An 11,429-nucleotide genomic window follows, 5' to 3' on the forward strand; every position below is an offset into this window, starting at 1 on the left:
GAGGGGAGGAAGCGGTCCCACTCTCGTCGGCCCGGACCCGGGCCCGCCTCGGCCGAACGGCCAGGGTTCGCGGCGCCCCCGCTCGACCGTTCGGCCGATCCCACCCCACCACGCCTCGCATACCGTGACCAGCATGAGATCCGTCACCGGCCGGGGCTGCGCACGGGGGCTCGCCGTGGGCGCCCTGCTCGGTCTCGCGGCCTACGACCTGAGTTTCACCGCCTCCACCGGCCGCTCGGCCTGGCCCGCGGTCCTGGTGCTCGGCACCGGCCTGGCCGCCGTCCTGTGGCCCGTCGCCCGGCGCCCGCGATGGCTCACCCCGCAGCTGCGCACCGCCGCGCCCGCCGTCCTATCGCTGCTGTACAGCGCGGGCGCGATCCTCGCCGATCACGCGGAGCTGTTCGGCCCCGGCGAGATCGTGATCCTGCTGACCCTGACCTTCATCGCCGTACGACACTGTCCGCAACCGTGGGCCGCGGTGTGCGGCGTCCTGGACGGCCTGGCGCTGCTGGCCCTGCCGGCCCGTTACTTCCACTCGCTCACCGACGACAACATGCTGCTGGTCACGACGGTCGGACTGGTCCTCGTCGGGGCCGTCGCCGGGTTCGCCGGCTATCTGCGCTCGCTCGACTACCGCCGCACCGTCGCGGTCACCGAGACCCGGCGCGCCGAACGCCTCGCCATCGCCGCCGACCTGCACGACTTCGTCGCCCACCACGTCACCGGCATCCTCGTGCAGACCCAGGTGGCCCGCATGATGGCGACCAGCAGGCCCGCGGACCTCGACCCCGTGCTCTCGGGCATCGAACGCGCCGCGACCGAGGCCCTGGCGTCCATGCGGCGCACGGTCGGAGTGCTGCGCGACACCGGACCGGACGCGGCCGACCGTCGCCCGGCCGGCGACCTCGCGGCCGTCGCCGAACTCGTCGAAGGCTTCGCGAGCCCGGTCCAGAAGGTCACCCTGCGCCGCGACCCCGCCCTCCCCGACGACCTCCCGCACGAGGTGCAGGCCGCCGCCTTCCGGGTCGTACAGGAAGCACTGACGAACGTACGACGGCACGCGGCCGACGCCCCCGAGGTCACCGTGGGGCTGCGCCGGGCGGGCCGTCGGCTGGAGGTCACGGTGACGGACGACGGCCGCGGCGGCACCCAGCTCCCGGCCGCCGCGCACGGCGGCGGCTTCGGTCTCGTCGGCCTCACGGAACGGGTGACGGCGCTGGGCGGCGAACTCCGGGCCGGTCCGCGCGCGGGGGGCGGGTGGGAGGTGCGGGCGGTGTTTCCGGCCGGGCGGTCATGAGGGGCGGCACCGGCGGGCGTCCCGTCAGGCCTTGAAGCCGATCCCTCCGTACAGCGAGATCGGTCCCTCGCCGAGCGGTGTCTCGCCCTCCGCGAGTTCCGGGTGCCAGTCGGCCACGGACACGATCCCGGGTTCGATCGGCTCAAGTCCCTTGAAGAAACTGCTCACTTCGGCGTGCGAACGGGCCACCAGCGTCACCCCGCCCGCCGCGTAGGCGGCGATGCCCCGCTCCACCTTCTCCCGCTCGAAGTCGGCGGTCATCGCGGACACCACCAGACAACTGCCCGGCGCCAGCGCGCCGATCAAGGTGTCGACCAGTTCGTGGGCGCCGTCCTCGTCCGCGATGAAGTGCAGCAGGGCGATGAGGGAGAGGGCGACGGGCTGGTCGAAGTCGAGTACGCGGGCGGCCTGTTCGAGGATCGTGAGCGGTTCGCGGGCGTCGGCCTGGAGGTACTCCGTCGCACCCTCGGGCGTGCCGCGCAACAGCGCCGCCGCGTGCGCGAGGACGATCGGGTCGTTGTCGACGTACACGATCCGCGCGTCCGGCGCGGTGGACTGGGCGATCTGGTGGAGGTTGGGCGCGGTCGGTATGCCGGTGCCGACGTCCAGGAACTGCCGGATGCCCGACTGCCGGACCAGCAGCCGCGTCGCGCGCTGCATGAACCAGCGGTTGGCCCGTGCGGTACGCGGGGCGCCCGGGTCAAGTGCCGTGATGTGACGGCCCAGTTGCTCGTCGACCGGGTAGTTGTCCTTGCCGCCGAGGAACCAGTCGTACACCCGGGCCGGATGCGGCTTCGACGTGTCGATCCGCTGGACGGCCGGTTCTGTCCCGGTCACGCGAGGCTCCTCTGCTCGACTCTGTTCCACGACGACCCCGTTGGGGTGTGCGAGCAGTTTGGCACGGTCATGTCGAGCGCGTGTCGCCGCTCAACACACCGTCCAGGAAACGGATCAGGTCCGCCAAGACCTCCGCCCGGTTCGTCTCGTGGAACACCTCGTGCCGGGCGCCCGGATACACGTGCTCGGTCAACTCCCCGCCGTTCAACCGCTCCACGCCCACGCGACTGCCGGGGAGCGGGACGAGCCGGTCGTCACCGCCGTGCAGCCACAACAGCGGCAGTCGGCCGATGTCACCCGCGTCGGCGACGGTCGTCAGGGTGCGGGCGAAGGCCTCCAGCGTCGGCCGCTTCATTGGACCGTGCCAAACCAGCGGATCAGCGGCGTACACCGCACCGACCTCCGGGTCACGGGAGAGCGCGGCCGGGTTGATCGGGACGTCCGGGATCTCGTCGAGGGCGAGCAGCCGGCCCGGCAGCGCCCAGGTACCGATCACCGGCCCGGACAGCACCAGCGCGGTGAGCTCGCCGCCGTACCGCTGCGCGAAACGGGACGCGATCAGGCCTCCCATGGAGTGGCCGATCAGGACGAGCGGGACGCCCGGGTACGTGGCGCGGGCCAGGTCGGCGACGGAGCGCAGGTCCGTGACCACGTCCTCGAAGTCGCCGATCAGCACGCGCTCACCGCCCGACTCGCCGTGACCCTGGTGGTCGGGCCCGAGGACGGCGGCGCCGTGCGCCACCAGTACGGCGGCCAACCCGGCGTACCGGCCGATGTGTTCGCCGTATCCGTGCGCGACGAGGGCGACGTACCGGGGGCGCTCGTGCGGCCACTCGCGTGCCGTGATCGTGTTCCGGGTACCGGGGAGGACATGCTCGCGGGTGTCGGCCACGGTCAGAAACTAGCACCGCCAGTCCGATGCCATGATCCACCGAGGTAGGGCAGGGGCCACCTGGCGAGACACTCCTTACGCGGGGAGATGTAAGGACATACGATCGGTCCTCGCATGAACACGATGACGCTCTGGCACATATCCGGCTGGGAATTCGCCGCGCTCGCCGCCGCGGCCCTGCTCGTCGGCTTCTCCAAGACCGCCGTGAGCGGGGCCAACACGGTCAGCCTGGCGATCTTCGCGGCCGTCCTGCCCGCCCGCGCCTCCACCGGCGTACTGCTCCCGATCCTGATCGTCGGCGACGTGCTCGCCGTCCTCACCTACCGGCGGCACGCCCACTGGCCCACGCTGTGGCGACTGTTCCCGGCGGTCGCGGCGGGCGTCGTGATCGGGACCCTGTTCCTGGTGTGGGCCGACGACGCGGTCGTGCGGACGTCGATCGGCGCGATCCTGCTGCTCATGGCCGGGGTGACCTTGTGGCGCCGCCGCAAGGCCGAGACCGACGAGGAGCCGGACTCGGTGGCCACCAGGTCCGGCCGTGTGAAGGCCCGCTCCTACGGCGTGCTCGGCGGTTTCACGACGATGGTCGCCAACGCCGGCGGCCCGGTGATGTCGATGTACCTGCTTTCGGCAGGCTTCCGGAAGCTGGGCTTCCTCGGCACGTCCGCCTTCTTCTTCCTGATCGTCAATGTCACCAAGGTGCCCTTCAGCGTCGGGCTCGGCCTGATCGACGGCCACTCGCTGCTGCTCGACGCGGCACTCGCGGCGTTCGTCGTGCCGGGTGCGCTGATCGGCAAATGGGCCGTGAACCGCATCAACCAGCGACTGTTCGAGCAACTCGTGATCGCGGCGACGATCATCGGCGGCCTGCAACTGCTCCTGCGCTGACGTGACCTCGTACGCTCGCTCCATGCCCCCGCACATCTTGATCCTCGGCGGCACCACCGAGGCACGCGAACTGGCCGCCGAGCTGGCGGTACGGCGTCCCGAGGTCCGGGTGACGACCTCGCTCGCCGGGCGGGTGTCGCGGCCGGGGGCAGTGGCCGGGGAGGTACGGATCGGCGGATTCGGCGGCGCCGAGGGGCTGGCCGAGTGGCTGCGGGAGCAGCGCGTGGACGCGGTCGTCGACGCCACGCACCCCTTCGCCGAGTCGATCACCGCGAACGCGGCGCGGGCCGCGACGGACACCGGGCTGCCCGTCGTGGTCCTGCGCAGACCCGGCTGGCAGCAGGTCCCCGGAGACCACTGGCACCCGGTCGCCTCACTGCCCGAGGCCGCCGACCTCCTGCCCGGACTCGGGCACCGCATCCTCCTCACCACCGGCCGCCTGGGCCTCGCCGCCTTCGCCCACCTGTCCCAACTGCACTTCGTCGTACGGTCGGTGGAGCCGCCCGAGCCCCCGATGCCGGCGGATATGGAGGTGCTGCTCGCGCGCGGGCCCTTCACGGTGGCCGACGAGGCGGCGCTGCTGCGCGAGCACCGGATCGACGTGGTCGTGACGAAGGACAGCGGGGGAGCGGCGACCTCGGCCAAACTCACGGCCGCGCGGGAGGCGGGCGTCCCGGTGGTGGTCGTAGGACGGCCGTCGTTGCCGGAGGGTGTGCGTGTGGTGCCTGATGTGGGCGGAGCGCTGGAGTGGCTGGGGCGGCTGGGGTTCAGCCCGGGGTGATGACCGTGGCCCGGAGACGGTCCACCGCGCGCAGCACCTCGTCCCGGTTCTTGGCGCTCTTGATCCAGGCCGGGAGCCGGGCGACCAGCGTCATCTTCCGGCCGGTGTCGTACCAGGGCGCGCGTTCGCGCAGGTCGGCGGCGACGAACCGCCTGATGAGGTCCAGGTGTTGGAGGTTGTACGCCCACAGCTCACCGTGCCGGGTTCCGGTCCGCAGCCACAGGGCCGGGCAGGTGCAGGCGCTGGAATACCGCGAGGAGTGGTCCGCGCCGATCCTGATCCGGCACAGGCCGCAGGACCGGCAGACCAGGCGGGTGTGCGGGTACCTTTTGCCGTCGGCGTCCGGTGGGGTGCACGGACGCTGTTCGAAGTAGGCGATGTGCTCGCAGCGCGGGCAGCGCACCAGCATCGACGATGTGAAGTCGGCGAGCGTGGCGCGCGGGTCGTGGAAGCGCACGGGCATCGGGGACATGCCGTGAGTGTGACAGCGGCTCCGCTCGCCCGGCACCCGGTTTTCAGGAGGCGGAGCTCTCCTTTCAGGGGTTTCAGGAGGTGGAGCTCTCCGCCAACTCCGCCGGGCGCTGCGGGAGTCCGGAGCTCAGGTCCTCGACCAGCAGGCGTTTGGCGATGGTGTCGACCGCGGCGCGGAGGTCGGCGCCCGAGGGGCGGCCGATGTCCTGCTGGACCCGGGCCTCCAGCCAGTTGCCCCACGCCCTGCCGATGATCTCGGCCTCGCGTTCGCCCGCCGCGGTGTGGGAGAGGAGGGAGCCGGTGCGGGTGAGGTAGCCCTCCTCGACCATGCGGTCGAAGACAGGGAGGAGCACCTCCGGGGGCATGTGCCTGCGGGCCGCGATCAGGCCGAGGCTGGCGTGGCCGACCAGTCGGCCGAACAGCTCGACCTGCATCACGGCCCAGGCGCCGGCGATGTCCAGCCGGGTGTCGGAGTCCGTGATGATCCGCCGTGCCGTGTCCAGGTCCGTGCTGCCGATGACCTTGCCGACGGCCGCTTCGAGGAGGCGTTGCGAGTCCGCGCCGCGCGGTGACGCGAAGCCCTCGCCCATGTCGGTGGAGCCCATCCGCGCACTGTCGCGCAGCTCCACCTGCTTGAGGAACAGGGCGACGACGAAACCGATCACCGCGACCGGGACCGTCCACCGGAACACCGTCTGGATGGTGTCGGCGTACGCGTTGATGATCGGCGCGGCGGCCGCGTGCGGCAGCTTGTGCAGGCCCTCGGGGCTGGTCGCCGCCTTGGTGATGGCGGCGGGGTTCAGGGCGCTCGTCCTCGCTGCGGACGCGATGCCGTCCTTGAGATTGGGGCCCAGAGTGTTGGCGTAGATCGTGCCGAAGACCGCGGTGCCGAAGGAACTGCCCAGCGTACGGAAGAAGGTGACGCCGGAGGTCGCGGTGCCCAGGTCGGTGTACTCGACGGTGTTCTGCACGGCGATCGTCAGCACCTGCATGCACAGCCCGATGCCGGTGCCGAGCACGAACATGTACACCGACTCCAGGAACGCGCCGGTGCCCGGACCCATGAGGGACATCAGATACAGCCCGACGCCCATCACCGCGGAGCCGATGATCGGGAAGACGCGGTACTGGCCGGTCTTGCTGACCACATTGCCGCTGAAGACGGACGCGATGAGCAGCCCCATCACCATGGGCAGCGTCCGCACACCGGAGACCGTGGCCGAGTCGCCGTCGACGTACTGCAGATAGGTCGGCAGATACGTCAGCGCGCCGAGCATCGCGAAGCCGACGATGAAGCTGAGGATCGAGCAGACCGCGAACACCGGGTTGCCGAACAGCCGCATGGGAAGCATGGGTTGAGCGGCCCGCGTCTCGACCCAGCAGAACAGACCGAGCGCGATCGTGCCGCCCACGAACAGGCCGATGATGGTCGCCGAACTCCACGCGTACTCGTTGCCGCCCCAACTCGTCGCCAGGATCAGGGAGCTGGCGCCGACCGCGACCAGCGCGATGCCGAGATAGTCGATGACGGGCCGTACGGCCGACTTGACCACCGGGATGGTGCGGGCCGCCGCGATGACGACGACGATCGCGATGGGCACGTTGACGTAGAACGCCCAGCGCCAGGTCAGATGGTCGGTGAACAGGCCGCCCAGCAGCGGGCCGATGACCGTGGCCACGCCGAACACCGCGCCGATCGCGCCCTGGTACTTGCCGCGCTCCCGCAGCGGGATGACATCGGCGATCAGCGCCATCGCCGTCACCATCAGGCCGCCCGCGCCGATGCCCTGCACCGCACGCCAGGCGATCAGCAGCGTCATGTTGGTGGCGAGACCGCACAGGAACGAGCCCGTGATGAACACGATCGCCGAGACCTGGAAGACCACCTTGCGGCCGAAGAGGTCACCGAACTTGCCGACCAGCACGGTCGCCACGGTCTCCGCCAGCAGATAGGCGGTGACCACCCACGACATGTGCGCGGCACCGCCGAGATCCGACACGATCGTCGGCAGGGCCGTCCCCACGATGGTCTGGTCGAGGGCCGCCAGCAGCATGCCGAGCATGATCGTCACGAAGACGACGTTGCGACGGCGGTGGTCCAGCACGGGGGGCTGCTGCGCGGAAGGCAGCGAGGTTTCCTCGGCGACTGTCACGAGGTCACTTTCACACCGGTGGACCATCCGTGCACAGTGGGCGGGGCCGCTCGGGTTGCTTCTTCGCGCGCTATTCCACTGCCGGGTGCCTGCGCAACAGATACGTGTCCATGATCCAGCCCTTGCGCTCCCGGGCCTCCGCGCGCAGCCGCTCGATGCGCGGGGCGGCCTCGGCTATCGGCCCGGACGCGAGGATCTCGTCCGGGGTGCCGATGTAGGCGCCCCAGTAGATGTCGATGTCCTGGTCGGCGTACTGCCGGAAGGTCTGCCGCGCGTCGAGCATCACGACCACGTCGTCCACCCCCTCCGGGAACCCCTCGGACAGCCGCCGGCCCGTGGTGATCTGCACCGGCCCGGCCACCCGGTTCAGCCCTGTGCGGTGCCGGGCGACGAGCGCCGAGACACTGCTGATGCCGGGCACGACGTCGTACTCGAAGGCCACCGCGCCCCGGTCCAGGATCTCCTCCAGGATCCCGAGCGTGCTGTCGTACAGCGAGGGATCACCCCACACCAGGAACGCGCCGCTCTCGTCCTCGCCCAACTCCTCGACGATGAGCCGCTCGTAGATGTCCGCGCGAGCGCTGCGCCAGTCCCCGACCGCGGGGGAGTACGCGGCACCCCCCGCCTTCCGGTCCCGCTCCGGGTCGCGCGCCTCGACCAGGCGGTACGTCCCCTCCGGTATGTGCGCGTCGAGCATGTCCCGGCGGAGCCCGGTGAGGTCGGACTTCACCTCGCCCTTGTCGAGAATGAAGAACACGTCGGTGCTCCGCAGCACCCTGACCGCCTGGAGAGTGAGCTGCTCGGGGTCGCCCGCGCCGATACCGATGACATGAATCTTTCGCACACCCCCGAGTCTGCCCCACGCCACTGACAGTCCGTACACCGCACCGACACCGACCGACACCGACACGGCGTCGACCGGCTCCACCGACCGGCTACGACGTCCCGCGCAGCCGGGGTGCCCGCGCCCGTGCGTCCACGTTCCCGCCGCCCCGCTCCACGTCGTCGCCGAGCCCGCGCGCCCAGGCGGCGACCCCGGCGAGATCCATCCCGTACGGCCGCTCCCGCCCGGTCAGCGTCGCCCACTCCTCCACGCCCCCGGCACCGCGCCGCAGCAGCCGGGCGCCGCCGGTGACGTTCCCCCGGGCCGCGTGGGTGAGCCCCACCGCGAGCTGGGCGAGCCCGCGCCACAGGGCACGCTCCTCGTCCGGCCCCGACTTCCAGGCGTCCTCGAAGACCTCGTGCGCGTGGAACGGTTTCCCCTCGTCGAGCAACGCCTGCGCCTCGACGACGGTCTCCTCCGGCGCCCGCACAACGCCCTCGGGCTGCCGCGCGACACCGTCCACGCCGTAGGGCAGCGGCCGCCCCAGCCCGTCCCGGGGCCGGGCGTTGCGCGCCCGCCCTTCACCGTCCCGGTCCCGCACCCCGTTCGTACCGCCCATACCGCCCGCACCGTCCGAGGATGTGTCGCTCATACGACGATTGTCCCGCGCCCGGCACCGGCTTCGGCGCACCCCCGACCGTGGGGTAGGCTGCTGTTCGCGCGATCACGTGGTTCACCGCAGGAAAGCGCAACGGGACGTGGCGCAGCTTGGTAGCGCACTTGACTGGGGGTCAAGGGGTCGCAGGTTCAAATCCTGTCGTCCCGACTCGATGGAGTCGTTGGTCGAGGGGCGGTTTCGGAGGAATCCGGAACCGCCCCTCGATCGTTTTTGGGGCCGCAGGTGAGGGTGTCGTCAGGCACACCCCCGATCCGGTCCTCAGGCCCAGGGACTGTGTGTGCCGTCGGCGGCAGGATTCGAGGTGTACCGAATCCACCACACGGAAATTCCGGGGGACACCATGAATGAAATGTCGGCCAGGCGTCTTGTGGGCGGTGCGGGAATCGCCGCCGCGGTCGCTCTCATCGTCGAAGTTCCGCTCTACTTCATCTATTCGGGACCGCCGCCGGACGCGAATGTTCTGGCCCGGCTGCTGATCGGGATCGTCGCGCTGGCGTTTCTGCTGGTGTTCGTGACGGCCTTCCGCGAACTGGTGAAGCGCGTGAATCCCGCGTACGAGTGGGCCGGTTCCATGGCCTTCACCGCCGGGCTGGTCTACACGACGGTCACGCTGGTCTCCAGCGGTCTGGAAGCCGGTGCGGTCATCGCCGCCGACCATCCGATCGACCCGACGATCGACGTCAGCGGCACGTATATTCTCTACGGGTCGATCTCGCGGCTCATGCTCGCGTTCTTTCTGACCGCGCTGGGATTCGCCGTCTCCCGTACGGAACTCCTGCCGCGCTGGACCAGCAGGTCGGCCTATGTCCTGGCCGGGATCAATCTGGCTTTCGTGCCGTCCCTGTTCTTCGGGAACTCTCCCGCGAATTTCTACGCGGCGAACGGCTGGGGTACGACCGCTCTCATGGGCGCGATTCTCAGCTATTGGCTGCTCGCGCTGAGCATCTCCACCTACCGCAGCGCGAAAGCACCGGCAGTACCCGTAGCAGCGGCACCGGCGGTGCGGAACTGACCTCGCGTAGCCACCCCTTGTGCGGTCGCCATACCCAGGGAGGGTATGGTGACCGCATGACCCGTCCCGAGCATCCCGTAGTGCCGCACCCGAGGGTGCGGCACTACGGGATGCTCGTGGCCGCGCTGCTTCTGGGCCTGCTGGGCATGCACGGACTCGGGCCCGTTCCCCTGGCCCACCCCGCGCCGGGGCACGCCGTGACCGCCATGACCACGGCCGTGGCGGAGAAGGCGTCGGCGCCGGACGCCTGCGATCACGACGCGGGAGACTGCGGCAGCCACATGACCCACGCGGACGCGACCTGCGCCTCGGCCTCCGTCGCCGGTACTCCGGCCGTGGTTCCGCTGCTGGTGCCCGATGTGGCCGCCTGGGCCCAACTGTCGGACATCCGGGGGTCCTTGACCGGCGGTGGCCCCGACGGCGGCCGGGCCCCGCCCTCCCTCTCCGAACTCCAACTCCTGCGGATCTAGAGCGGCCCGCGCGCCCACCCGCGCGCTTCGGCATGCCCTGCACAGACGACCGTTCCAGTTCCAGGAGTACCACCATGACCGCACAACGCGGGTTCGCCCGTCGTACCGTCGCTCTCGCCGTCACCGCCTCGGTGGCCGCCCTCACGCTCGCCGCCTGTGGCGACAACAGCGACAGCAAGGGAAGCAGCGGGACCAAGGCGGGCGGGCACAACGCCGCCGACGTCTCCTTCTCCAAGGAGATGATCCAGCACCACCGGCAGGCCGTGGAGATGGCCTCGCTCGCCGCCGACCACGCCTCCTCGGCCCAGGTCAAGAGCCTCGCCACGAAGATCAAGGGCGCCCAGGACCCCGAGATCAAGACCATGTCCGGCTGGCTCACGTCGTGGGGCGAGAAGGTGCCCCAGGACATGACCGGTATGGGCCACGACATGTCGTCCTCGACGCCCGGCATGATGACCGACGCGGACATGGGCAAGCTGGAGAAGGCCTCCGGTGCCATGTTCGACAGCATGTTCCTCAACATGATGGTCGAGCACCACGAGGGCGCCGTGGCGATGGCCAAGACCGAGAAGGCGGACGGCAGTTACCGTCCCGCCACCGCGCTCGCCGCTGACGTGATCACGGCGCAGAGTGCCGAGATCACGCAGATGAACAAGATGCTCGGCAAGGGCTGACACACCACCGGCGAAGGCGAGAGCTGACGCCACCGGTGAACAGGGTGGGGCCTACCGCGTGTCCCGCGGTAGGCCCCACCCCCACGCTCAGGACCCCTCCGCCGCCTCCCGCTTGCGGCGCTGCTCCTCGAACAGCCGTAGGAACTCCTTGGCCTGTTCCTCCGCGATCCGCTGCTGCTCGGCCTCCTCCTCGCTCACCACGCGGTTCTCGTCGAACAGGCCCTCCGCGCGCAGCTGTTCCTCCTGGACGGCGGTCGGCAGTTCAGGGTCGTGGTCGGAGGGGCGCGGGCCCTCGGGGCCGTCGGGGCCGATGCGGACGAGCCGTTCGACCCGCACGATCCGCGTCCGGCACCCGTCGATCACGATCTCGTCGCAGCGCTCGGCGTCGATCCGGTCGGCCGCCCGCGCGTACTCGGCCCGGGTCTCCTCGTCTACTGACCTTTTCGGGTTGG

Annotated in this window: 13 protein-coding genes and 1 tRNA gene; 7 read left to right on the top strand and 7 right to left on the bottom strand. The window is 70.6% G+C overall.

Going from position 1 to position 11,429, the window contains the following annotated elements:
- Positions 1 to 133 precede the first annotated feature (133 nt).
- Complete coding sequence (locus JHN45_RS21190) at positions 134 to 1,297, top strand: sensor histidine kinase (RefSeq protein WP_201050049.1); 1,164 nt, start codon at positions 134 to 136, stop codon at positions 1,295 to 1,297.
- Between the two features lie 24 nt (positions 1,298 to 1,321).
- On the opposite strand, the gene JHN45_RS21195 is transcribed toward JHN45_RS21190, so the two are convergent.
- Complete coding sequence (locus JHN45_RS21195; protein ID WP_201050050.1) at positions 1,322 to 2,134, bottom strand: SAM-dependent methyltransferase; 813 nt, start codon at positions 2,132 to 2,134, stop codon at positions 1,322 to 1,324.
- Positions 2,135 to 2,201: 67 nt separating this feature from the next.
- Complete coding sequence (locus JHN45_RS21200) at positions 2,202 to 3,026, bottom strand: alpha/beta hydrolase (protein ID WP_201050051.1); 825 nt, start codon at positions 3,024 to 3,026, stop codon at positions 2,202 to 2,204.
- Positions 3,027 to 3,140: 114 nt separating this feature from the next.
- Between JHN45_RS21200 and JHN45_RS21205 the strand changes: the two genes are divergently transcribed.
- Both JHN45_RS21205 and JHN45_RS21210 read left to right on the top strand, forming a co-directional pair.
- Positions 3,141 to 3,914: a sulfite exporter TauE/SafE family protein gene (locus tag JHN45_RS21205; protein ID WP_200711327.1), complete on the top strand. Its 774-nt coding sequence runs from the start codon at positions 3,141 to 3,143 to the stop codon at positions 3,912 to 3,914.
- Between the two features lie 22 nt (positions 3,915 to 3,936).
- Positions 3,937 to 4,695, top strand: coding sequence for a cobalt-precorrin-6A reductase (locus tag JHN45_RS21210; RefSeq protein ID WP_201050052.1), 759 nt, complete (start codon positions 3,937 to 3,939; stop codon positions 4,693 to 4,695).
- Here JHN45_RS21210 and JHN45_RS21215 read toward each other — a convergent pair.
- The 4 genes from JHN45_RS21215 to JHN45_RS21230 all read right to left on the bottom strand — a co-directional run bounded on the left by JHN45_RS21215 (position 4,682) and on the right by JHN45_RS21230 (position 8,794).
- Positions 4,682 to 5,167 carry a hypothetical protein gene (locus tag JHN45_RS21215; RefSeq protein ID WP_200711325.1) on the bottom strand — a complete coding sequence of 162 codons (486 nt, stop codon included), beginning with the start codon at positions 5,165 to 5,167 and terminating at the stop codon, positions 4,682 to 4,684. The genes JHN45_RS21210 and JHN45_RS21215 overlap by 14 nt on opposite strands.
- Before the next feature lie 73 nt (positions 5,168 to 5,240).
- On the bottom strand, positions 5,241 to 7,319 hold the full coding sequence (locus tag JHN45_RS21220) for an MDR family MFS transporter (RefSeq protein ID WP_201050053.1): 2,079 nt from the start codon (positions 7,317 to 7,319) through the stop codon (positions 5,241 to 5,243).
- 70 nt (positions 7,320 to 7,389) lie between these two features.
- Positions 7,390 to 8,163 (bottom strand): precorrin-6A synthase (deacetylating), encoded by a 774-nt coding sequence (gene cobF, locus JHN45_RS21225; protein ID WP_201050054.1) that lies wholly within the window; start codon positions 8,161 to 8,163, stop codon positions 7,390 to 7,392.
- Positions 8,164 to 8,254: 91 nt separating this feature from the next.
- Positions 8,255 to 8,794 carry a DUF309 domain-containing protein gene (locus JHN45_RS21230; RefSeq protein ID WP_201050055.1) on the bottom strand — a complete coding sequence of 180 codons (540 nt, stop codon included), beginning with the start codon at positions 8,792 to 8,794 and terminating at the stop codon, positions 8,255 to 8,257.
- A gap of 100 nt (positions 8,795 to 8,894) precedes the next feature.
- Here JHN45_RS21230 and JHN45_RS21235 point away from each other — a divergent pair.
- The 4 genes from JHN45_RS21235 to JHN45_RS21250 all read left to right on the top strand — a co-directional run bounded on the left by JHN45_RS21235 (position 8,895) and on the right by JHN45_RS21250 (position 10,977).
- Positions 8,895 to 8,968 (top strand) — tRNA-Pro (locus JHN45_RS21235).
- Positions 8,969 to 9,161: 193 nt separating this feature from the next.
- Positions 9,162 to 9,833, top strand: coding sequence for a hypothetical protein (locus tag JHN45_RS21240; protein ID WP_201050057.1), 672 nt, complete (start codon positions 9,162 to 9,164; stop codon positions 9,831 to 9,833).
- 56 nt (positions 9,834 to 9,889) lie between these two features.
- Positions 9,890 to 10,303, top strand: coding sequence for a DUF6153 family protein (locus tag JHN45_RS21245; RefSeq protein ID WP_236583895.1), 414 nt, complete (start codon positions 9,890 to 9,892; stop codon positions 10,301 to 10,303).
- 74 nt (positions 10,304 to 10,377) lie between these two features.
- Positions 10,378 to 10,977, top strand: a complete 600-nt coding sequence (locus tag JHN45_RS21250; protein ID WP_201050056.1) for a DUF305 domain-containing protein — start codon at positions 10,378 to 10,380, stop codon at positions 10,975 to 10,977.
- A gap of 87 nt (positions 10,978 to 11,064) precedes the next feature.
- Here the strand turns inward: JHN45_RS21250 and JHN45_RS21255 are convergent.
- Positions 11,065 to 11,429, bottom strand: a 365-nt coding sequence (locus JHN45_RS21255) for a DUF5954 family protein (protein WP_236583896.1), incomplete at its 5' end; no start/stop codon positions are given.

It is taken from the genome of Streptomyces sp. MBT53, from assembly GCF_016654115.1.
Classification (GTDB): Bacteria; Actinomycetota; Actinomycetes; order Streptomycetales; family Streptomycetaceae; genus Streptomyces.

Bases quoted from the DNA above. Each gene is read 5' to 3' on its own strand.
- JHN45_RS21190 (WP_201050049.1), top strand. From the start codon at position 134: ATGAGATCCGTCACCGGCCGGGGCTGCGCACGGGGGCTCGCCGTGGGC.
- JHN45_RS21205 (WP_200711327.1), top strand. From the start codon at position 3,141: ATGAACACGATGACGCTCTGGCACATATCCGGCTGGGAATTCGCCGCG.
- JHN45_RS21210 (WP_201050052.1), top strand. From the start codon at position 3,937: ATGCCCCCGCACATCTTGATCCTCGGCGGCACCACCGAGGCACGCGAA.
- JHN45_RS21215 (WP_200711325.1), bottom strand. From the start codon at position 5,167: ATGTCCCCGATGCCCGTGCGCTTCCACGACCCGCGCGCCACGCTCGCC.
- JHN45_RS21230 (WP_201050055.1), bottom strand. From the start codon at position 8,794: ATGAGCGACACATCCTCGGACGGTGCGGGCGGTATGGGCGGTACGAAC.
- JHN45_RS21240 (WP_201050057.1), top strand. From the start codon at position 9,162: ATGAATGAAATGTCGGCCAGGCGTCTTGTGGGCGGTGCGGGAATCGCC.
- JHN45_RS21245 (WP_236583895.1), top strand. From the start codon at position 9,890: ATGACCCGTCCCGAGCATCCCGTAGTGCCGCACCCGAGGGTGCGGCAC.
- JHN45_RS21250 (WP_201050056.1), top strand. From the start codon at position 10,378: ATGACCGCACAACGCGGGTTCGCCCGTCGTACCGTCGCTCTCGCCGTC.